The organism is Micromonospora sp. WMMB482 (assembly GCF_019038635.1).
Lineage (GTDB): Bacteria > Actinomycetota > Actinomycetes > Mycobacteriales > Micromonosporaceae > Micromonospora > Micromonospora marina.
Map to the genome: position 1 here is coordinate 6,181,463 of NZ_JAHOPD010000020.1, position 20,779 is coordinate 6,202,241.

At 73.6% G+C, this 20,779-nt stretch carries 16 protein-coding genes; 2 read left to right on the plus strand and 14 right to left on the minus strand.

Features of this window, described 5'->3' with window-relative positions:
- Positions 1 to 6: 6 nt before the first annotated feature.
- The 3 genes from KSK32_RS30085 to KSK32_RS30095 all read right to left on the minus strand — a co-directional run bounded on the left by KSK32_RS30085 (position 7) and on the right by KSK32_RS30095 (position 5,861).
- Entirely contained in the window at positions 7 to 3,111 is a 3,105-nt protein-coding gene (locus KSK32_RS30085; protein WP_289256427.1) for a BTAD domain-containing putative transcriptional regulator, read from the minus strand.
- 65 nt (positions 3,112 to 3,176) lie between these two features.
- Complete coding sequence (locus KSK32_RS30090) at positions 3,177 to 5,111, minus strand: KedN5 family methylcobalamin-dependent radical SAM C-methyltransferase (protein ID WP_216934885.1); 1,935 nt, start codon at positions 5,109 to 5,111, stop codon at positions 3,177 to 3,179.
- 12 nt (positions 5,112 to 5,123) lie between these two features.
- Positions 5,124 to 5,861, minus strand: coding sequence for a class I SAM-dependent methyltransferase (locus KSK32_RS30095; RefSeq protein WP_013287017.1), 738 nt, complete (start codon positions 5,859 to 5,861; stop codon positions 5,124 to 5,126).
- 289 nt (positions 5,862 to 6,150) lie between these two features.
- On the opposite strand from KSK32_RS30095, the gene KSK32_RS30100 reads away from it, so the two are divergent.
- Both KSK32_RS30100 and KSK32_RS30105 read left to right on the plus strand, forming a co-directional pair.
- On the plus strand, positions 6,151 to 6,516 hold the full coding sequence (locus KSK32_RS30100; protein ID WP_216934887.1) for a VOC family protein: 366 nt from the start codon (positions 6,151 to 6,153) through the stop codon (positions 6,514 to 6,516).
- A gap of 28 nt (positions 6,517 to 6,544) precedes the next feature.
- Positions 6,545 to 6,955, plus strand: coding sequence for a DUF3224 domain-containing protein (locus KSK32_RS30105; protein ID WP_216934889.1), 411 nt, complete (start codon positions 6,545 to 6,547; stop codon positions 6,953 to 6,955).
- A 64-nt stretch (positions 6,956 to 7,019) separates the two neighbouring features.
- Here KSK32_RS30105 and KSK32_RS30110 read toward each other — a convergent pair whose 3' ends face one another.
- The 11 genes from KSK32_RS30110 to fabD all read right to left on the minus strand — a co-directional run bounded on the left by KSK32_RS30110 (position 7,020) and on the right by fabD (position 20,704).
- Complete coding sequence (locus KSK32_RS30110) at positions 7,020 to 8,576, minus strand: ABC transporter ATP-binding protein (protein ID WP_216934891.1); 1,557 nt, start codon at positions 8,574 to 8,576, stop codon at positions 7,020 to 7,022.
- Complete coding sequence (locus KSK32_RS30115) at positions 8,573 to 9,364, minus strand: ABC transporter permease (RefSeq protein WP_216934892.1); 792 nt, start codon at positions 9,362 to 9,364, stop codon at positions 8,573 to 8,575. Before KSK32_RS30115 ends, KSK32_RS30110 begins: the two co-directional genes overlap by 4 nt.
- The gene (locus KSK32_RS30120; protein ID WP_121684474.1) at positions 9,361 to 10,317 is read right to left on the minus strand and encodes an ABC transporter permease; all 957 of its coding nucleotides are present in this window, start codon (positions 10,315 to 10,317) and stop codon (positions 9,361 to 9,363) included. Before KSK32_RS30120 ends, KSK32_RS30115 begins: the two co-directional genes overlap by 4 nt.
- Positions 10,314 to 11,873, minus strand: coding sequence for an ABC transporter substrate-binding protein (locus KSK32_RS30125; protein WP_216934893.1), 1,560 nt, complete (start codon positions 11,871 to 11,873; stop codon positions 10,314 to 10,316). Before KSK32_RS30125 ends, KSK32_RS30120 begins: the two co-directional genes overlap by 4 nt.
- A 105-nt stretch (positions 11,874 to 11,978) precedes the next feature.
- On the minus strand, positions 11,979 to 13,163 hold the full coding sequence (locus tag KSK32_RS30130; protein ID WP_216934894.1) for an NAD(P)/FAD-dependent oxidoreductase: 1,185 nt from the start codon (positions 13,161 to 13,163) through the stop codon (positions 11,979 to 11,981).
- 6 nt (positions 13,164 to 13,169) lie between these two features.
- On the minus strand, positions 13,170 to 14,408 hold the full coding sequence (locus KSK32_RS30135; protein WP_216934896.1) for a beta-ketoacyl synthase N-terminal-like domain-containing protein: 1,239 nt from the start codon (positions 14,406 to 14,408) through the stop codon (positions 13,170 to 13,172).
- Positions 14,405 to 14,635: a phosphopantetheine-binding protein gene (locus KSK32_RS30140; protein ID WP_013287026.1), complete on the minus strand. Its 231-nt coding sequence runs from the start codon at positions 14,633 to 14,635 to the stop codon at positions 14,405 to 14,407. Before KSK32_RS30140 ends, KSK32_RS30135 begins: the two co-directional genes overlap by 4 nt.
- Complete coding sequence (locus KSK32_RS30145; RefSeq protein WP_216934904.1) at positions 14,632 to 15,597, minus strand: chlorinating enzyme; 966 nt, start codon at positions 15,595 to 15,597, stop codon at positions 14,632 to 14,634. Before KSK32_RS30145 ends, KSK32_RS30140 begins: the two co-directional genes overlap by 4 nt.
- A 1-nt stretch (position 15,598) precedes the next feature.
- The gene (locus KSK32_RS30150; protein ID WP_216934906.1) at positions 15,599 to 17,464 is read right to left on the minus strand and encodes a non-ribosomal peptide synthetase; all 1,866 of its coding nucleotides are present in this window, start codon (positions 17,462 to 17,464) and stop codon (positions 15,599 to 15,601) included.
- 3 nt (positions 17,465 to 17,467) lie between these two features.
- Positions 17,468 to 18,409, minus strand: a complete 942-nt coding sequence (locus tag KSK32_RS30155) for a DUF6039 family protein (RefSeq protein ID WP_216934908.1) — start codon at positions 18,407 to 18,409, stop codon at positions 17,468 to 17,470.
- A 45-nt stretch (positions 18,410 to 18,454) separates the two neighbouring features.
- On the minus strand, positions 18,455 to 20,704 hold the full coding sequence (gene fabD / locus KSK32_RS30160) for an ACP S-malonyltransferase (protein ID WP_289256428.1): 2,250 nt from the start codon (positions 20,702 to 20,704) through the stop codon (positions 18,455 to 18,457).
- Positions 20,705 to 20,779 lie beyond the last annotated feature (75 nt).

Here is a 20,779-nt window from a genome sequence, read left to right on the forward strand (position 1 = left end):
CACCGGTCAGAAAACGGCGAACCGGGGCAGCAGCAGAGCCGCTCCCTGTTCGGCGGCGATCCGCGCGCCGAGATCCCACTCCGCGCGGTCGCGCCGGGCCACGCCGCGGATCCGGTGCAGCTCCGCGACGACGACGCGCTCGCCCACCCGGTCCGCCAGTGCCAGCGCCTCCCCGGCGAGCGCCGCCGCGGTGTCCGGACGGCCGCCGGTCAGGTGCGCCTCGGCCACCGCGCAGAGCGTGATGGTCCGGGTGGACCGCAGCCCGGGACGGTAGAACTCCTCGGCGGCGGCGCGCATCGCGTCGAGCCGGCCGCGGTCGCCGCCGCGCGCGGCCGCCCACTCCAGGAAGTACGCGCCGGTCGCGGTCATGTGCGGCAGGCCGGTGGCCCGGCCGATGTCCCGGCACCGTCGCCCCGCCGCGTCGGCCGCGGCGACATCGTGTTCCTGCATCGCCAGCCAGGCGGCGTAGAGCGCCGCGTTGGCCCGGCCGTACGGGTCGTCGAGTTCCTCGGCGAGGGCCTCGGCGGCGGCGATGTCGGCCCACGCGCCGGCCGGGTCGCCGCGCATCGACCGCACGAGCGCCCGGAAGTTGTGGCAGGCCAGCACCGGACGCCGCCCGGCCTCGCGCCGCAGCAAGGCCTGGTCGACGGTGCGCAGCCGCTCGATCCCCGCGGTGAGCCGCCGCTCGCCCTCGGCGTGGCGGCCGCTGAAGTACGCGACCGCGCCCAGCAGGTACTCACCGGCGACGGCGATCAGCCCACTGCCGTCGTCGGGCGCCCGCACGAGCCGCCCGGCGAGGTCGGCGCAGATGGCGAACTCGGCCCGGTTGGCGGCGAGTTCGCCGAGCGCCCAGAGCGCGTGGCGGATGTCGGCGTCCGGCCCGGCGAGCGTCAGCAGCTCGCGGGCGCGGGCGCAGACCCGGTCGACCGCGTCGCTGCCGACGCCCACCGTCATCTGGAGCAGGGACGCGCGGTGCAGTTGGACGGTCAGCTCGGTGGCCGCCGCGTCGGGTGAGAGCCGCGCGGCCGGGGCCAGCCGGAGCGCGGCGCGTTCCAGGTGACCGAGCGCGTCCTCGTAGGCGACCCGGCGGGTGGCGTCGTCGGCGGCGCGCAGCGACCAGCGCAGGTGGTCCTCGCCGTGCCCCAGCCCGGCCGCCTCGCCGTAGTGGTGGGCCAGCTCGGCCGGTGCGGTGCTGGCCGTCCGCTCGTACGCGGCGGCCAGCCGGGCGTGCAGCGCGGCCCGGCGCGGCGGGACCAGCTCGGCGTAGGTGACCTCGGCGATCAGCGGATGACGGAACGCGAGCGCGCCCGGTCCGGTCTCGACCACCAGCGCGGCCGGGTACGCCGGGGCGAGGTCTTCGGCGACCGCCTCGGCGGTGCTGTCCAGTGCCGCCGCCAGCACCGCCAGGTCCAGGTCGTGTCCAGCCACGCTGAGCAGGTCGAGGCACCGCCGGGTGGGACCGGGCAGCCCGGCGAGGCGCAGCCGCACGGTGTCCCGGATGCTCGGCGGCAGCTCCGCGGCGGCGCCCGCGTCGGTTCCGGACCGCAGCAGCTCGGTGAGGAAGAACGGGTTCCCGCCGGTGCGGGTGACGAGCCGGGTCACCACCGGCTCCGGCGGCGCCGCGCCGGTGCGGTCCCGGACCAGGTCGGCGACCGCCGCGGCGTCCAGCCCGGCGAGCCGGACCTGAACGGAAGCGGGTCCGCGCGCCAGCTCGGCGACGGTCGCCACCAGGGCCTTGTCGTCGTCGTACGGCCGCAGCGTGGCGACCACGAGTGCCCGGGACGCGGGCAGGGCGGTGGCGAGGAACCGCAGCAACAGCAACGAGTCCGGGTCGGCGGCGTGCAGGTCGTCCAGGACCACGAGCAGCCCGTGCTGCCGGGCCGCCGCGTGCACCAGTTCCGCCACCGCCTCGTACACCTGGAAGCGTGCCGTGGGGTCGAGAGCGCGACCGTCCGCCGGTCCGCTCGGCGCGCCGGCGGCGAACCCGTCCAGGCGGCTCGCCGAGCCGGTGGCGCCGGTCTGCGGCAGCGCCGCCAGCGCGCGTACCACCTGGCTCCACAGCCAGAACGGCGGCGCCTGCCCGACGTCCGGACAGCGGCCCCAGACCACCGGGACGCCGGTCTCCGCGGCCCGCGCGCCGAGCGCCGCAGCGAGGCGGGTCTTGCCGATGCCGGCCTCCCCCACCAGCGTCAGCACCCGCCCGCCGTGCCCGGTGGCCGCGTCCATCGTGTTCCGCAGCCGCGTCAGCTCCGCGTCCCGGCCCACGAGCGGTCCGCCGTCCCGCTCCGGCGGGGCCGGGCGTCCGGCCGCCGCCGGGCCGCCGGACTGCGCCGGGCTGCTCCGGTCCGGCGGTACGGCCTGCTCCAGAATCAGCCGGTGCACCGCGCGGACCTGCTCGCCGGGGTCGATCCCGTACTCGCCGGCCAGGATCCGGCGCCCCTCGTCGAAGACGGCGAGCGCCTCGGTCTGCCGCCCCGACCGGTACAGGGCCAGCATCAACTGCGCCCGGGCGCCCTCGCGCAGCGGGTGCGCCGAGACGAACCGGCGCAGCTCCGGCAGCAGCGGCGCGTGCCGGCCCGCGGCGACGGCGGCGGTCAACCGCCCCTCCTCGGCGCTCAGCCGCAGGTCGGCCAGCCGGGCCGCCTCCGGGCGCACCGCCACCAGGTCGGCCACGCCCGCCAGCGGCTCGCCGCGCCACAACGCCAGCGCCTCCGTGTACGCCCGCTCGGCGGCCGCCGCCTGCCCGGCCGCGAGCGCGTCGGCAGCCCGGTCCACCAGGGCGGCGAACCGGATCGCGTCCACCGCGCCGGCGTCGACCCGCAGCTCGTACCCTCTGGGGTGGCCGCGCAGGACGCGGGCCGGCTCGCGGGGGGACCGTTCCGGTTCCACCGCCCGGCGCAGCCCGGCCACGTACGTGCGCAGCGTGGTCCGGGCACTGGCCGGCGGCCGTGCGTCCCAGAGCGCGTCGACCAGCCAGTCGGCGGCGACGATCCGGTTCGGCCGCAGCAGGAACAGCGCCAGCAGTGCCTGCTGCTTGGGCCCGCCGAGGGGCACCACCCGCCCGTGCCGGACGACCGCCGGCGGACCCAGCACCCGGAACTGCACAGTCACGTCGACGACGACCCCATCGTGCCGAGTATCGCAGCGCCCGGTCCACTCCGGACCCCGACGATCGGTCAGGGGACGGTGAGTGGGGTGCCCGCTCGGCGCACCTCCCCCATGAAGTGCAGGATCTCCTCGTGGTTCGTCGACATGACAGCGGTCATGGCGCCGGTGCGGTAGTAGATGTCGACCCGGATCGGGTCCGGCTCCAGCGAGACCGGCTCGTCGGCGCGCATCCGCGCGAGGACGCCCGGCACGTCGTACGCCAGGGTCACGTCCGGGCGGTGGAAGTACTCGACGCCGCCGATCTCGACGACGGGGAGCTCGTCCGGCTCGCAGACCGGCTGGGTCAGCAGGTCGTAGCGGTACACCTCGTCGAGGAACGGGCGGACGTCGGCGGCGAGCTCCCGCGACACCACCTCCTGCCACCACAGCTCCAGCGCCCGCCGTCCGTCCGCCTCGGTGAAGAGGTAGCCGATGGCGGCCGCGTACGCCGGCGCGCCCCCGCCGTGGCCCCGCATCGCGGCCTCCCGCAGCGGGATCGCCTCCCGTGCCGTGGTGGTGTCCGCCCAGTCGGCGATGCTGTTCAAGACCCGGGACTGCTCCCACCCGGCGAGCCGCCGCAGCGGCAGCCAGCAGTGACGCAGGACCGCGTTCTCGGCCATCACGCGGGCCCAGAACAGGAACCGCTGCATCACCGCGTTGTCCTCGAACGTCATGGTGCGGTGGGCGAGCACGTACTCGAAGTCGTCGTTGTCGCCGCGCAGCGCGACGATGCCGTACAGCTCCTTGTTCTCCGCGTACTCGGTGTTCGGCAGCAGCATGATCGGGTAGACGGCGATCCGGGACACGTGCTGGGCGAGTTCGTCGTACCCGGCCAGGAACGACTCGACGGTGTCACCCGGCGCGCCCCAGATCAGCTCGGCGTAGCAGTCCAGCCCTTCCCGGTTGAGCCACCGCACCAGGTCACGCCAGTCGTTGACCTTCATGTTCCGCCGGCGCATCAGCGTCAGGGCGTCCGGGTTCAGCGACTGGAGGGCCAGGGTGAAGGAACTGCGCAGCCCGGCCTCCTTCATCCGCCGCACGATCTCGTAGAACACCTTCGACTTGTTCTTGGCCCACGAGCTCTCGAAGGCCAGCGGGAACCCGTGACGCCGCTTGATGTCGATGAGGTCGTCGACGAGTTCCAGGTCGATCGGCAGCATGCCGAAGTTGGCGTCGCAGGCGACCACCGTGTGCACGCCGCACCGGGCGAACAGTTCCAGTTCGGCGCGCAGCCGTTCCCGGGAGAACGCGCGTACCCGCTGGCCGACCGCGCCGCCCCAGTAGCAGAACGAGCACTTGTACGGACAGCCGCGGTTGGTCTCGAACAGCGCGACGTCGTAGCGGAACCGGCCGTCGGCGTCGAGCAGTTCGACGGCTCCGGTGAGGAACGGCGACGGGATGATGTCGAGGTCCTCGATCCGGGGCCGGTCCGGGTTGGTGACCACGCTGCCGTCGGCGCGGTGCCAGGAGATGCCCAGCACCTCGCCGAGGGCGTCGGGGGCCACGCCGTCCAGCCGGGCGCGGAGCAGGTCGAGGAAGGTCAGTTCGCCCTCGCCGTTGACCACCACGTCGATCTCCGGGTAGAGCCGGAACACACGGTCGGCCTGCGCGCTGACGTGAGTGCCGCCGAAGATCACCCACCCCTGCGGGTTGAGCTGCTTGTAGGTGGCGGCGAGCGCCCCGAAGGCGCGCTGGTTCCAGCCGAAGACGGAGAACCCGATCACGTCGGGCAGCGGACCGGCGAACAGCCGGGCGGCCATCTCGCCGTGCGTCACCCGTCCCCGGAAGTTGCAGATCTCGACCGAGACCCGGGCGTCCAGCTCGGCGTCGCCGGACACCATCGCCTTGAGGTACGCCGAGGCAAGCGGCAGCGACTCCAGCGGCATGTCCCAGACGCCCTGCTGCACCAGGACCACCCGGAGGCGCCGGTCCGCACCGCCGGCGCTCGTCTGGCTGTGCTCCACCGATCCGCCGCCCTACTTGCGGTAGACGGTGATGTGCCGCTCGTCGGAGTCGCGCAGTGGTCGTCCGTCCCAGTGGCCCCAGCGCGACTCCATGGTGAGCCCGCCGAGGCGGGCCATCAGGTCCATCTCGGACGGCATGACGGTGCGGATGCGCATCGGGAAGAACCGGATGCCGTCGGGCCGCAGGACCGCGAACTGGATCGACGAGCACTGGGAGATCCGCTCGCGCCGGGTGAACGTCATCACCACGTGGTCCTTCTCCACCCGTACGGTCTGGGTGCGCTGGTTGCGGTCGTACCGCGCCGGGTCGGGGATGGACGTCTGGATCACGAACCGGCCGCCCGGCTCCAGGACGTCGGCGACCTTCTGGAAGCAGCGGATCTGCTCCTCCTGGTCGGTGATGAACGGCAGGGTGTCGAAGACCGCGTAGGCCAGCGAGAACTTGTACGGCAGCGTGAAGTCGGTGAAGTCCTGCACGTGCACGTGCACCAGCTCGCCGCCGGGTTTGTCGCGCAGCTGCGTCAGCATTCCCTCCGACGCGTCGATGCCGTGCACCTCGATGCCCCTGCGGGCCAGCGGGACGGCGACCCGGCCGGTGCCGACGCCGAGTTCGAGGACGGGCCCGCCGCCGGCGTTCTCGGCGAGCCACTCGATCGTCTCCTCGGTGTCACCCGGGTCGCCGGCCCATCCCGTCCCGTCGAAGACGTCGGCGACGGCGTCCCCGTAGGTGAAGATCTCGAAGCCTTCCACCGTGTTCTCCTCCACGCCGGTGATTGGGTACCGGCGAATCGTGGCGGACGGGTGCGCTTGACGCTGCGCTGTTGTGAGCACGAAGTGAGGGCAACTCGATTGGTGCAACGGTGGCGCCGCCGACGGTTCAGCCGGTATGCTGCCGAGCCTTCGGGGCGTGCCGTCCATTCGCAACCGTCTAAAGAGCAGGCCCGGTCGCGACACACCCGGCAACCGTGGCGTGGACGACGGCGGATTGCTAGGCTCGGGCCACGCTTTCGATCGGACGACAAATCTCCAGGAGACATGAATGGCTGTCGGTCGCTTGGCGGCGGTAACACTGGATTGTTCCGAAATCGCCCCGCTGGTGGCCTTCTACCGGGAAGCGGCCGGCCTCGAGCCGGTGCACGAGTCGGAGTCCGGCGCGTTCCTCAGCAACGGTGACGGCGTCGCCGTGGCGTTGCAGCGGGTGGAGAACTACCGGCCTCCGGAGTGGCCCGGGCAGACGGTTCCCCAGCAACTGCACCTCGACCTGGCCGTCGACGACATCGAGACGGCCGAGACCGAGTTGCTGCGCCTGGGTGCGACGAAACCCGCTGACCAACCCGGCGACGCGAAGTGGCGGGTCTTCCTCGACCCGGCCGGTCACCCGTTCTGTGCCTCGGTCTGGGACTGAAAGAGAACCACGGAAGGAATGAGACAAGGTGAGCACCGCGACCGCTTCATTTACGCTCGACTCCTGGGACGAAGACGAGTGGCAGGAAACCCCCGACGGCATGAAATTCTCGCGGGCCTCGGTCACCAAGACGTATTCCGGTGAGCTCGAGGGCACCAGCCGCGCGCAGTTCCTGTTCGCCTATGGCAAGGGCGGCGCCGGATACGTCGGTCACGAAGTGATCGAGGTGTCGATCGGCGGCTCCAAGGGCAGTTTCATGCTCCAGCACCAGGCCGTCGGGTTGATGAGCGACGAGGAGGGCGGCGCCGAGTGGCACATCGTGCCGGGGACCGGCACCGAGGGGCTCGCCGGCATCCAGGGCACCGCCACCATGCGCAAGCTGGAGGACGGCAGCCACACCTTCACGCTGAACTACGAGCTCCTCGACGAGATCGTCTGACGCGCTGAGGTCGAGGCGGAGGGCCGCTCCCGGGAAGCCGGGAGCGGCCCTCCGCCTCGGGCGGTCACGGCACGTCCGCCGCGGCCGTGACGGGCCGCGCGGCGTCCAGCAGCATCCTGCTCGCCTCGTGGCGCGGGTTGCCGAACACCTGCTCGACGGTCCCCTCCTCGACGATCCGCCCGCCGCTGAGCACGGCGACCCGGTCCGCGTTGCGGGCGATCACACCGAGGTCGTGCGTCACGATGAGCACCGCCAGGCCCAGGGTCCGCCGCAGCGAGTCGAGCAGGGCCAGGACCGAGGCCGCCACCTGGGCGTCGAGGTTCGACGTGATCTCGTCGCAGACGAGCACGTCGGCCCCGGCGGCGAGCGCGCGGGCGATCGCGACGCGTTGCCGCTGCCCGCCGGACAGCTCCCGTGGCAGCCGCGACGCCAGCTCCCCCGGCAGGCCGACGAGCCCCATCAGCCGGCGGGTCTCCGCCGCCACCGCCTCGGCCGTCATCCCACCGGCCAGGCGGACCACCCGCCCGATCGCCGCGCCCACCGGCCGCCGTGGGTTCAGCGACCCGCCGGAGTCCTGCGGGATGAGCTGCATGCGGCGTCGCTGGTGCACCGGCCGGCGTCCGAGCGTCGGTTCCAGGACCTCGCCGGACAGCGTCACCCGGCCCGCGCTGGGGCGCAGCGTCCCGACGACGGCCCGGGCGAGCGTCGTCTTGCCGCAGCCCGACGTGCCGAGCAGGGCCAGGGCCTCGCCCGCGCGCAACCGCAGGGACACGTCGTCCAGGACGACCCGGCCGCCGCGCGGCACGGTCAGCCCGGACACGGTCAGGACCTCCGCCCCCCGCACCGGCGTGGCGGCGCGGCGGCGCATCTCGGCCGGCAGGTCCGGCACCGCGGCGAGCAGATCCCGGGTGTACGCGGCGGCCGGGCGGGTGAGCACCTGCGCGGTCGGTCCCTGCTCCACCACCACGCCGCCCCGCAGCACGATCAGGCGGTCGGTCATCCGGGCCGCCGCGGCGAGGTCGTGGGTGACGAACACGACCGCCAGCCCGCGGTCGGCGGAGAGCCGGTCCAGCTGGTCGAGCACCTGCTTGCGCACCAGCCCGTCCAGGCCCGTGGTCGGCTCGTCCAGCACCAGGCCGCGCGGATCGCCGGCCAGCAGCCGGGCCAGCGCCAGGCGTTGCTGCTGGCCGCCCGAGAGCTGGTGCGGGTACCGGCGCAGGAAGGCCCGGTCGCCGGGCAGTCCCACCTCGACCAGCCCTCGGCTGACGGCCGTATCGGACCGGTCCGCGGCCAGTTCCCGGATCTGTGCCCGGACCCGCAGCGTCGGGCTCAGCGCCGACGGCGGATCCTGCGGGAGGTACGCCAGCACCCGCCGCCGGACCCGGCGCACCTCGGCACCGGAGGCCGTCAGCACGTCGTGCCCGTCGACCACGACCGTGCCTCCGGCCACCCGCAGTCCGCGCCGTACCGCGCCGACGAGGGCCATCGCCAGTGTCGTCTTGCCCGCCCCGGACTCGCCGACGACGGCGACCCGCTCCCCCTCGGCGACCCGCAACGACAGGTTCTCCAGGACGACGCGGCCGGCGGCGTCCTCCACCCGCAGCCCACTGATCTCGATCATCGCAGCACCCGCCCGACGATCCGGTCGATGCCGAGGTTCGCGGCGACGGTGAGCACACCGAGCAGGATCGCCGGCACCGCGACGCCCCACGGGGTGAGCTGGATGCCCTCGACGTTCTGGCTGATCATGGCCCCCCAGTTCGGGCCGCTGGAGCCGAAGCCGAGGAACGCCGCCGCCGCCGTCAGCGTGACCGCGATGGCGAGGCGGGTGCCGAAGTCGGCGAGCACCGGCCGGACGATGTTCGGCAGGATCTCCCGGACGATGACCGACAGGTGCGAGTCGCCGCCGGCGTACGCGGCCACCACGTACCCGTCCTCGACCGCGCGGAGCGTCTCGGCGCGGGTCACCCGGGACACGAACGGCGTGCCCGTCAGCACCACCACGATGATCATCGTGGTGGCGCTGTACCCCCAGCCGTGCAGCAGCACCAGCAGGATCAGCACCGGCGGCAGGCCCAGCAGCAGGTAGTCCAGCCGGGAGACCACGGCGTCGGTGATCCCGGCGAAGTAGCCGCCGAGCAGGCCCAGCACCAGACCGAGCACTGTCGCCAGGATCGTCGCCACCACCGGCACGGCCACCAGCGGCCGCCCGCCGGCCAGCACCCGGTCCAGCACGTCCCGTCCGGCGCTGTCGGTGCCCAGCGGGCTACCCGCCGTCGGGGCGCTGTACGGCAACCCGACGATCCGCTCCGGCTCGCCGGCGAACAGCGGGCCGAACAGCGCCACCCCCAGCACGAGCAGCACCACGGCCGCGGCCGCCCCGGCGAGCAGCCACCGCGCGGCCCTCATCGGGCGGCCACCCGCAGCCGGGGGTCGACCGCGAGGACGAGCAGGTCGGCCACGATGAACGAGACGAGGATGATCGCGGCGAGCAGCAGCCCGACGCCCTCCAGGACGGCGGTGTCGTGGTTGCGGACCGCCGCCACCAGCGTCTGCGACAGGCCCGGGTAGTTGAAGACCACCTCGACCACTGTGGTGCCGCCGAACAGTCCGGACAGCAGCCACGCGAACGTCTGCGCGCACGGCGGCGCCGCCGCGGGCAGCAGGTGCCGCGCCACGACCACCCGCTCGGGCAGCCCGGCCAGCCGGGCCGCCTCGACGTGGGGCATCGCGTCCGCGTCGATGACGGTGGCCCGCACGATCCGGCTCGCCCAGGCCGCGCCGAACAGTGTCAGCGCGGCCACCGGCAGCACCAGGATCTCCGGCCGGTCCAGCGGCCCGCCGCCCAGCGGCGGCAGCGAGATCGCCGGCAGCAGCGGCCACAGGTCGGCGAAGACCAGCACGAGCAGACCGGCGGTGACGAACTGCGGGATCGACACCGCCACCACCGCGACAGCCGACACCGCGCGGTCCACCCGGCCGCCCGGCCGCAGCCCGGTGAGCAGCCCCAGTCCCATCGCCAGCGGCACCGTCACCGCCGCGGTGAGGCCGACCAGGAGGCCGGTGGCGGCCAGCGGCTCGGCCACGACGTCCACCACCGGCCGGTGCATCGAGGTGCTGGTGCCCAGGTCGAGACGCAGCGCCGCGGTCCCCCACTCGACGAACCGCACCGGCCAGGGCCGGTCGACACCGAGTTCGGCCCGGCGCTGCGCGACCTCCTCGATGGTGGCGTCGGGCCCGAGTGACGCCGACGCGGCGTCACCCGGGAGCACCTCCGAGCCGGCGAAGAGCACCACCGCCACCGCGAACAGCGTGGCCACCGTCGCCAGCAGCCGTCGGGCCAGGAACCCGAGCGCGGTCACGCCGGCCCGGTCGCCCGGTCGAACAGCTGGACCGACTGCATCGTGCGGACCCCGCTGATCCCCTTACGGGCGGCGTCGAGCTGCTCCTGGAAGCCCCAGAGCAGGTCGCCGCCCTCCTTGTAGAACTCCTCCTGCAACGCCTTGAACGCCTCGGCGCGGGCGTTGTCGTCCACTGTCGCCTGGGCCTTGGCCAGCCGCGCCTGGTAGGCCGCCGACGTGCCGGTGACGTTGAACGGCGCCTTGCCGTGGGTGACCGCCGACAGGTGCACGGCGGCCGGCCGGTTGACGTAGTAGAACGCCTGGAACGGGTGCGTGGCCAGCGTCATGAGGTCGGCGTAGTAGGCGTCGGGTGAGATCTCCTGGAGGGTCAGCTCGACGCCCGCCTCCTTGAGCTGCTGTGCCATCAGCCGGCTGGCGTTGAGCATGCCGGGGACGATCTCGCCGGTCCGCAGCGTGAGCTTGGTGATCCCGGCCTCGGTGAACAGCCGCTTGGCCTGCTCCAGGTCACGGGCGCGCGCCGGCAGGTCGGCGTAGCCGGGCAGGCTCTTGCCGACCACGTCGTCGGCGGTCGAGCCGAGCCCGAGCAGCGCGTTGTCGACGAGGGCCTGCCGGTCCACCGCGAGCCGGACCGCCTGGCGAACCCGGACGTCGTCGAACGGCGCGAGCTTCTGGTTCATCGCGAACGACAGCGCGTTGGCGTTCGCCGGACCGCCGCGGACGACGGTGAGCTCGCTGTTCGCCGCCTCGGTCTTCGCGCCGGTGGAGCTGATGCTGACGGCGTAGTCGACCTGTCCCGCCTTCAGCGCCGACAGCCGGGCACCGGCGTCGAGGATGCCGACGATCTGGAGTTCGGCCACGCTCGGCTTGCCACCCCAGTACTGCTCGTTGGCGACCAGCCGGGTCGTGGTGCCGTTGCGCTCGGCCAGCCGGTACGGGCCCGAGCCGATCGGCTTGCTGAACTCGGTCATGCCGGCCGGGAAGACCGGCGAGAAGACGACGAGGACGGCTTCCTTGAAGTCGCCGCGGGGGGTCAGCAGCGGGACCGTGACAGTGCGGTCGTCGACGGCTGTCACCTTCGCGAGGTCGACGTTGGCGTAGACGGAGGCCCGGTTGCTGGGCTTGGCGCCGAGCGTACGGATGCTGTGCACCACGTCGGCGGCGGTGACCGGCTTGCCGTCGTGGAAGGTGACTCCGGAACGCAGGTTGATCGTCCACACGCTGCCGTCGGCGTTGGGCTGCACCGACTCGGCGAGCTGGTACTTGTACTCGCCGTTGTCGAGCACCATCAGCGAGTCGTACACGTGCCGCATCACGATGAGGGTCGCGCCGATGCTGGTCAGCAGCGGGTTGCCGGCTTCGGCGTCGGTGACCGCGTTCGGCGCGCCCACCTTCAGCACCGCCAGCGACCCCCCGCCGGCCGCCGCCGGCGACGGCTGCTCGTCGTCGTCGCCGCAGGCCGACAGCAGGGGCACGCCGGCCACCGCGGCGCCCGCGACGAGCCCCATCCGGAGCAGCGCGCGGCGATTGAAGGGCGAGTCGTACGGGGTGGGCGACATGGTTCCTCCACAAAGAGTCGTGCCGGTGAAATCGGATCGCAAGACGTCTGCGGATCTGACGGTCGCCGATCATCGGCACGGGTGTCTGCTCAATAGGGCGCGGTGTCAGGGGGCCGTAGGGGCGGACATCAGCGCCATCAGTTCCGGGGTGTACAGCTCCCGCAGCGACACGATCCCGGCCACCGCGTCGAAGTAGCGGGTGGTCAGCTCGGGGCTGCTGCCGACGGCACGCAGCAACGCGCGGCGCTTGTCCCGCGCCTCGGCCTGGGCAACCAGCAGGGTCGCCTGGTAGTTCTCCATCAGCCGCTGCTCGCGTTCCCGGTCGTAGTCGGCCAGCGCGGCGTCGAGCCGCGTCCGGTCGCCCAGGTGCTCGCCCACCGACCCGGCGAGCAGGTCGGCCTGCATGAACGCGTCGGCGATGCCGCGCGCGGTCAGCGAATCCTTGTGGTGGCCGGCGTCGCCGACGAGTGCCCAGCCGGGCCCGTGCGCGCGGCGGAAGAAGTTCTGCTGGTCGCCGGTGCCGTGCACGCCGCCGATCTGCCGGCCGCGTTCCATCTGCTCGTACAGCCGCGGCGCGTTGGTCCGGACGTTGTCGAGGTAGGCCGCGCGCGCGTCGTGCCGGACCTCGTCGAAGCGCTGCTGCGGGTAGTAGGCGGCGATGAGCACCGCGCCGTCGTTCGTCGGCACCGCCGACACCCAGCCGGTGTCGCCCTCGTACATCTCGAAGTGCGTCTTCGGCCCGTCCCAGAACGCGTAGTACGCGCAGGTCAGCGGCGGGTGGGACGTCGTCGTCGGCGCGCCGGTGAGCCGGGCGACGGTGGAGCGCATCCCGTCGGCGCCGACGACCAGCGCGGCCCGCTCGTCGCCGCGGTCGGTGCGCACCCCGGCGACCCGGTCGTCCTCCCACAGCAGGCCGGTGACCCGGCAGTCGTCACGGAACTCGGCGCCGGCGTCGACCGCGGCGCCGGCCAGCAGCGGGTCCAGGACCGAGCGGCGGGGCGCGTACGCCGCGCGGATGCCGTCGATGCCGCTGCAGCAGCCCTCGACGCGTACGTCACCCAGCTCGTAGACGACGTGGTCCAGCGGCGGGCAGCCGGTGGCCCGCAGCGCGTCCAGCAGACCCCAGCGGGCCAGCCGAGCGACGCCCGGCTGCTGGATGTACAGCGTGGAGAGCTTGTCGGCCGGGAAGGCGCTGCGGTCCAGCAGCAGCACCCGGTGGCCCTGGCGGGCCAGGAGCATGGCGGTCGGCGCGCCCGCGCAGCGGGCCCCGACGACGACGACGTCGTACATGATCGTTCAACCTCCATCGGCGGTACGGGCGAGGACCACGGCCGTGTTGATGCCCCCGAAGCCGAAGCCGGTGGACAGCGCGTACCGCAGCCGGGCGGGCTCGGGCCCGGGGCCGGCGAACCGGATCCGGGCATCGATCGGTCGGGCCAGGTTCGGGTTGGGGTGCACGAAACCGCCGGTGAGCTGCGCGACGGTGGCGACGGCCTCGACCACCCCGGCCGAGCCGAGGCAGTGACCGGTCAGCGCCTTGGTGGCGTTCACCCACGGCCGGCCGGCGGCGGCGCCGAGCACGTCGTGCAGCGACGCGAGTTCCGTCTCGTCGCCCAGCCGGGAACCGGTGGCGTGGGCGTTGACGTAGTCCACCTCGTGCGGGGCCAGCCCCGCGGCGGCCAGGGCGGCCCGGATCACGCGGGCCTGCCCGGCCGCGTCGGGGTCGGCGAGCCGGTTGGCGTCCAGGCCGAGCGCGTACCCGGCCACCGTCGCCAGGACGTCCGCACCGCGCCGGGCCGCTGCGACCGGGTGTTCCAGCACCAGCGCGGCGGCGGCCTCGCCGGGCACGAAACCGCGCCGGTCCTGGTCGAACGGCCGGCAGGCGGCGGCCGGTTCGCCACCCGGCTCGGCGAGCGCGCCGAGCACGGCGAAGCCCCGGTGGTGCATCGGTGTCAGCTCGGTGACCGCGCCGACCAGGACGCAGCAGTCCACCGCGCCGGCGGCGACCAGCCGGGCGGCGTGCACGATGCCGACGTTGCCGCTGGCCGAGGCGCCGCCGACGGTGAACCCCTCGCCGGTCGCCGACAGCACCTCGCTGAGCGTCCCGACGTGGTCGGTGTCCTGGACGTGCAGGGCGAACCGAGCCGGCAGGTACGCCGGCCGCTCCTGCCAGGCCCGGTGCAGCTCGTGCGTGTACCGGGCGGTCAGGTTGTGTCCGGCCACCACGACCCCGACCCGGTCGCCGGGGATCCCGGCGCCGGGCAGGCCGGCCCCGGTCCACGCCTGGAGCGCCGCCGCGACCGCGGCCCGCACCGGCTGCGGCGCGCGGGCCGCGGCCCGGACCGCCCGGCGGCGCAGCGGCTCGGGCGCGCCGGCCACCGCGTCCTCGAACGACCACCCGGTGATCGGCGCGGCGAGGCCGTCAGCGGTGCCGACGACACCGCTGCGGCCCGCGCGCAGCGCCGTGGTGAACGACGGGAGGTCCGCGCCGATCGCGCAGACGATCCCGGTGCCGGTCACCGCGACCGTGCTCACATGTGCGTCCGCAGCAGCTCGACGATCCGGTCGAGGTCGTTGACGTCGCGGAACTCGGAGATCGGCACCACGATGCCGAGCCGCTCCATGGCCAGCGTCACGACCTCGGCCCGGTCGATGCTCGTGCAGCCGAGGTCGCTCAGCGTGCGCCCGGCGGTGACGCTGGCCGGGTCGACGTCCGGGACGACCTCGACGAGGCTCGCCTTCACGACCTCGAAGACGGTCATGCCGGTGACACCCGCGCCCCGGGGCGGTCCCGCCGGGTGAACCGGTGGCCGCGCGTGGTCTCGGTCGCCATCCGGTTGTGCGGGTTGCCGTTGTGTCCCGCGACGAGCACCGAGCCCCAGCGGTCCAGCGACACGGCGCCGCCGTACTCCTCGATGACGTCGGTGTCCGGGTACACGTCCACCGACACCGGCACGTACCGGCCGGCGAAGCCGAGCCGCATCTCCTCGGTACGCCCCGCGTGCGGCAGCGACGCGTGCATCAGCGTGGACCAGAACATGATCGCCTCGCCGGGCCGCATCACCATCGACACCGCCTTGGACTCGTCGGGCTTCCAGTCCGGGTCGATCTGCAGCTCGCGGTAGTCGTAGCCGAAGAAGCCGCGGCGTACGCCGTCCTTGTCGGTGCTGTTGATGGAGGACGGGTCGTAGTGCATCTTCTTGGTCTCGTCGTAGAACATCGTCCGGTGGGTGCCGGGGATGAACTGGAGGCAGCCTGTCTCCTCGTTGGCCTCGGTGAAGGCCGTCCAGACGGTGATCGTGCCGCCGAAGTCCTTCGCGTCGCCGGGCCAGAGGATCTGCGGCTTGCCGGAGGCGTTGGCGAACGTGTCGGCCTGGTGCCAGTCGGTGCCCTCGTCGCCGGGGTACTTGGGGAAGAACTCCGACCGCCAGCACTGCACGTCCGGGCCGAGCACGCTGACGACACGGTCGACGATCCGCGGGTGGCAGATGTGGTCGGCCAGGAACTCGTTGTCCAGGTGCCGGTCGTAGTTGGAGATGTTCGTGTTGCCGGACAGCGCCGCCTCGTCCTGGTAGACCGCGTGCGAGCGGTCCAGCAGGCGCAGCCGTTCCCGCCGCCACCGCCGCTGCATCTCCTCGACCTCGTACACCGGGAACGGGCCGAAGTACCCGTTGCGGTGGAAGCCGGCCAGTTCCTCGTCGGTGAGCGTGTAGTCGTCCTCCATGTCATCCTCCTACCTGTTGCAGGGAATGGTGGCGTCGGGACGCGTCCACCACCTCGGCGAGGCACCCGACAGTGGGCTCCTCCATCTCGGCGCCGGTCAGCGCGATGCCGAACCGGTCGTTCACCATGGCCACGATCCGGGTGAGTGCCAGCGACGTGGCGCCCAGGTCGAACAGGTCGCCGTCCACCGGTACGTCGCGGCGCAGCACCTCGTCGGCGATCGCCTTCACCCCGGACACGGCGTCGGCCGGTTCGGCCGGTCCGGCCAGGTCGGCCAGGCGGTCGAGGACGGCCACGTCGGCCTTGCCCTGCACGGTGAGCGGGATGTCGGCGACCACGTGGAAGCGGGACGGTCGCAGATAGCCGGGCAGGTCCGCCACTGTCGCGGCGAGGTCCGCCTCGGTGAGCCCGGCCGGGTCCGCGCCCGGCGGGGGCGCGACGTAGGCGGCCAGGCGTACGTCGCCCTCGCCGAAGTCCTGGGCGGTCACCAGCACGGTGCCGACGCCCGGGTGGGCCAGGACCGCCGCCTCCACCTCGCCCGGCTCGATCCGGTAGCCGCGGACCTTCAACTGCCTGTCGACCCGGCCGAGGTAGACCAGTTCGCCGTCGGTGCGCACGGCCCGGTCCCCGGAGCGGTACCAGCGCTCACCGCCGGAGGTGGCGAAACGCTCGGCGGTCAGCTCCGGCTGGTGCAGGTAGCCCCGCGCCAGCCCGGCGCCCGCCACGTACAACTCCCCCGGCGTGCCGTCCGGCACCACCGCGCCGGTCTCGTCGCGCAGCTCGACCCGTACGCCGGGAAGGGGCCGGCCGATCGGGCTCACCGACGGCCGGTCGAGGTCCGCCGCGACGATCCGGCGGGCGGTGGCGTGCACCGTCACCTCGGTGATGCCGTACATGTTGACCAGCTCCGGCCGGTCGTCGCCGCGCCGGGCGATCCACGGCGCCAGCACCGCGACGTCGAGCCGCTCGCCGCCGAACACCACCAGGCGCAGCTCGTCCGGGCCCTCGTCGGCCAGGTAGGCGGCGGCGAGCTGGCGGAACGCCGACGGGGTCTGGTTGAGCACCGTGACCTGTTCGCGCCGCACCAGGTCCAGCATCAGCGCCGGGGTCCGGGCGACGCGCCCCGGTACGACGACGAGCCGCCCGCCGGACAGCAGCGCCCCCCACAGCTCCCAGACCGAGAAGTCGAAGCCGATCGAGTGGAACAGCGTCCACGTGTCGTCGCCGCTGAAGCCGAACCGCTCGGCGCCGTGCTCCAGCAGCGCCACGACGCTGCGGTGCGACACCTCCACGCCCTTCGGCGCCCCGGTGGAACCCGACGTGTGGATGACGTATGCGGGGTCGTCCGGCCCGGCCTCACCGGCGGGCTCCCGTACCGCGTCCGCGCCGACGGCCCGGTCCGCCGGGCCGGCGCCGGCCGCGACCTCGCCGTCTGCCGCCTCGCCGTCGGTGTCCTCGCCGTCGGTGTCGTCGTCGTCCTCGCTGTCGTCGGCCCACAGCACCGGGCCCGACCACTCCGCGAGCGAGTCCGCGGTCCGGGTGACCGCCACCGTCACCGGAACCCGGCTGCCGGCCAGCACCGCAGCGACCCGCGCGGCCGGATGCTCGGCGTCCACCGGCACATAGGCGCCGCCCGCCTTCACCACCGCCAGGACGCACACGACCAGGTCGACCGAGCGGTCGACGCACACTCCGACGTGGACGCCGGGGCGGACCCCGTACCCGCGCAGCCGCTCGGCCAGCTCGCCGGACAGGCGGTCCAGCTCGCTGTAGGACAGCCGGTGGTCGCCGCAGGTCACCGCGATCCGGTGCGGCTGTTCCGCCGCCCGCCGGGAGAAGATCGTGTGCAGGCAGTCAGTCACGGGCATCGGTCACCGCTCCGTCTTGGTGGCGTACATGCCCCAGTGCTGGGGCGTGAGCGACAGGTCGGACAGGCTGGACTGGACGAACATCCGTTCCCAGCCGCCGCCGCCCTTCTCCTCCGGGATCCACTGGCGGGTGAACACCTCGCGGGTGGCCGGGTCGCTCATCGCGCGGACGCCCATCAGCGTGTAGTACGAGCTGAGCGACTTCAGGTGGATGAAGTGGTGGATGCGGTCGGACCGGCCGAACGCCTCCTCGTACAGGTAGATGGTGGCGTGGCCGGCCAGCGCCCGGTTCCAGCTCTCGCACAGCGCCCGGGCGAACGCGCGTCCCTCGGCCCGGAACTCGTAGCGCAGCTCGCCGGTGCGGTGCATGAGGATGCCGCAGGTGGCGGAGTTGAGCTGCTCCTCGACCGGCACGTCGGTCTGCAGCTGCGCGGTGGGTACGGCGAACGTGGCGGCGCCCTCGGTGGTCCGCACCGAGTCCGGCGTCTCGTCCGACGTGCCGTACATGCCGAAGGCCGACGGGATGAGCACCGTCTCGTGCAGGTCGCCGTCGAGGAACATCCGGTCCCACGTGCCGCCGCCGCGGGCGGGGTCGATGCGCTGGCGCATGATGATGTCCCGCCAGCCGGCGTCGCGGCTGCCCATCTCGATCAACGTCTCGTACGCGTGCAGCGACTTCAGGTGCATCAGCCAGTGGAGGCGGTCCTTCGTGCCGAAGGTCTCCTCGTAGACGAACACCGTGATGATGCCGGCGTAGTTGGTGTTGAGGTACTCCGACAGCTCCCGGGCGAACTGCCGGGCCTCGGAGCGGAACTCGGCACGCAACTGACCGACCCGTTCGACGATGACGCCGGCGTTGCCCGAGTGCAGGATCGCGGCCGGGTCGATCGAGGTCTGGGCCTGGGCGGTCGGCAACACGAACGGCGGACTCGATGTGGTGGTCATCGGAGACTCCTTCGCTTCGGCTGGTTCGGTGGGCGCCCGGACACGCTAGTCAGCATCGGAGCAGCCGCTCTGCTCACTAATGGCCACGGGCGGACAGTGCCGGCGCAGGACGTCGGCCGCCCCGCGCATCAGCAGTTCGGCGATGACGTCGACGTGCCGCAGCCGCCAGTCGGCCAGTTCGGTGCCGCGCACGTACCGGTTGAAGGCGCCGATCGCCGGTCCGGTGTGGACCTGGAAGTTCGCCCGTTCGGTGGTGTCGCCGCGCAGCGCCACGTCCGTGGCGTGGGCGAAGTACCACCTGAACGCCAGGGCCATCCGCCGTCGCGGGCCGGCCCGCTCCACCTCCGCGGCCCGGCCGGTGGCCCGGTAGTGCCGCTCGGTCTCCCGCCACACCTGCGCGAACGGCCGGCGGAAGGTGGTCCGTTCCACGGCGTCGCGGATCGCGACGGGCACGTCGTCCCAGGTGTCGTAGCGGTGGTAGAGCTGGAGCAGCTGGGTGGCCCGCGCCGCGAACATCGTGCCGCGGCGCAGCACCTGCACCCGGGAGCCGAACTCGAACGTGTCGCCGGCCGGCGCGTACGCGGTGTCCTGGATCCCGGCGCGCGCCAGCAGGTCCTTGACCTCGGGTGACGTCCCGGCCTCGGGGGTGGCCTGGTTGATCGACCCGGTGACCACGAAGTCGGCGCCGAGCACGAACGCCGCGGCGACCGCCTGCGGGGTGCCCAGCCCGCCCGCGGCGCCGACCCGGATCCGTTCCGGGTAGCGGTGCCGGAGCATCTCCGCGTCGCGCAGCAGGGCGAGGTCCGGCACGAGGGTGAGCGCGGACCGCGCGTCGGTGTGCCCGGCGGAGTCGGCCTCGGCGCACAGGTCGCCGCTCACCGGCAGCCGGGCCGCCGCGGCGGCCTCCCTGGCGGACAGCGCGCCCTCGGCCACCAGAGCGGTGAGCATCGCCGCCGGCGGCGGGGCCAGGAACGCGGCCGCGACCTCGGGCCGGGACACCTTCGCCACGACGTGCCGGACGGCGACCGGGGTGCCGTCGTCGCTCAGGTGCGCGCCGGCGAAGCGGAACCGCACCAGGGCCGCGGTGACGCCGGTGTACCCGGCCGCCTCGACGTAGCGGACGTCGTGCCGGACGTACAGCTCCGCCAGCGCCGACTCCAGCGCCGGGTTGTCCGGCATCGCCAGCAGGTTCATGCCGAAGCGGCCCGGGCCGGGATCCGCGGTGAGCGAGCGCAGGACCACCTCGATCTCGTCGCGGTCGAAGCCGCCCGCGCCGAAGAAACCGAGCAGGCCCGCCTTGCCCAGGCGGGCGACCATCGCCACCGAGCTGATCCCGCGGTACATCGAGCCGGCGAGGTAGGACCACGTGACGCCGTAGTCGGCGCGGAACCGCTGACAGCCGAGCGCCGCCGGTCCCGGGTCGCGCCCGTCCGGCACGGCCGGCGCCGCCGCGAGCACCGGACGGAACAGGTCCGTCAGCACCCGGCCCGGACCCAGCTCGCGCACCGTGCGCACGCCGCGGCCGACCAGGTACGCCATGGTCTCGCGCCACCGCACCGGGCGGCGCAGCTGCACGGCGAGCAGGTCGGGCAGCAGCAGCGGGTCGTGCGGCCGGGCGGTCACGTTGGAGATCACCGGCACCTGCGGCGGCGCGAAGCGGACCTGCGACAGTACCTCGGCGAACTCACCAGCCGCCGCGCGCATGTACCGCGAGTGGAACGCGGCGGCCACCGGCAGCGGGACGCAGCGGCCCAGACCGGCGGCGGTGACCGCCCGCGCCGCCGCCGACAGCGACTCGCGCGGGCCGGAGAGCGTCACCTGGCCGTCGGCGTTGTCGTTGGCCACGTCCACGTCGTCGACCCCGGCGTCGGCGAGCACCCCGGGCAGCCGGTCCAGCCGTTGTCCGAGGACGGCGAGCATGCCGCCGCCGGCCGCCCGCGCCATGATCTCGCCGCGGCGGCACACCAGGCGCAGCGCCTCCTCGAAGTCCAGGCAGCCGGCCGCGAACAACGCCGCGTACTCGCCGAGGCTGTGCCCGGCGAGGTAGTCCGGCGGCGGTTGCTCGTCGCGTGCCGCCAGGTAGGCCAGCGCGCCGACGACGAACAGCGCCGGCTGCGCGTACCGGGTGTCGCCGAGCAGGGCGTCGTCGCGGCACAGCCGGGCCACCGGTACGCCGATGATCCGGCCGGCGGCGGCGCACTCGGCCGGGAAGCGGTCGAACAGGTCACCACCCATGCCCCGGCGCTGCGCGCCCTGCCCCGGGAACACCCAGGCGGACTTCGGTCGTAAGGACACGACTTGGACTGTCCGGCCCGCCGGACCGGCGTGCTGCCCAGAGTTGAGCAGCACGCCCGGTCCGGCGCCGCTTAG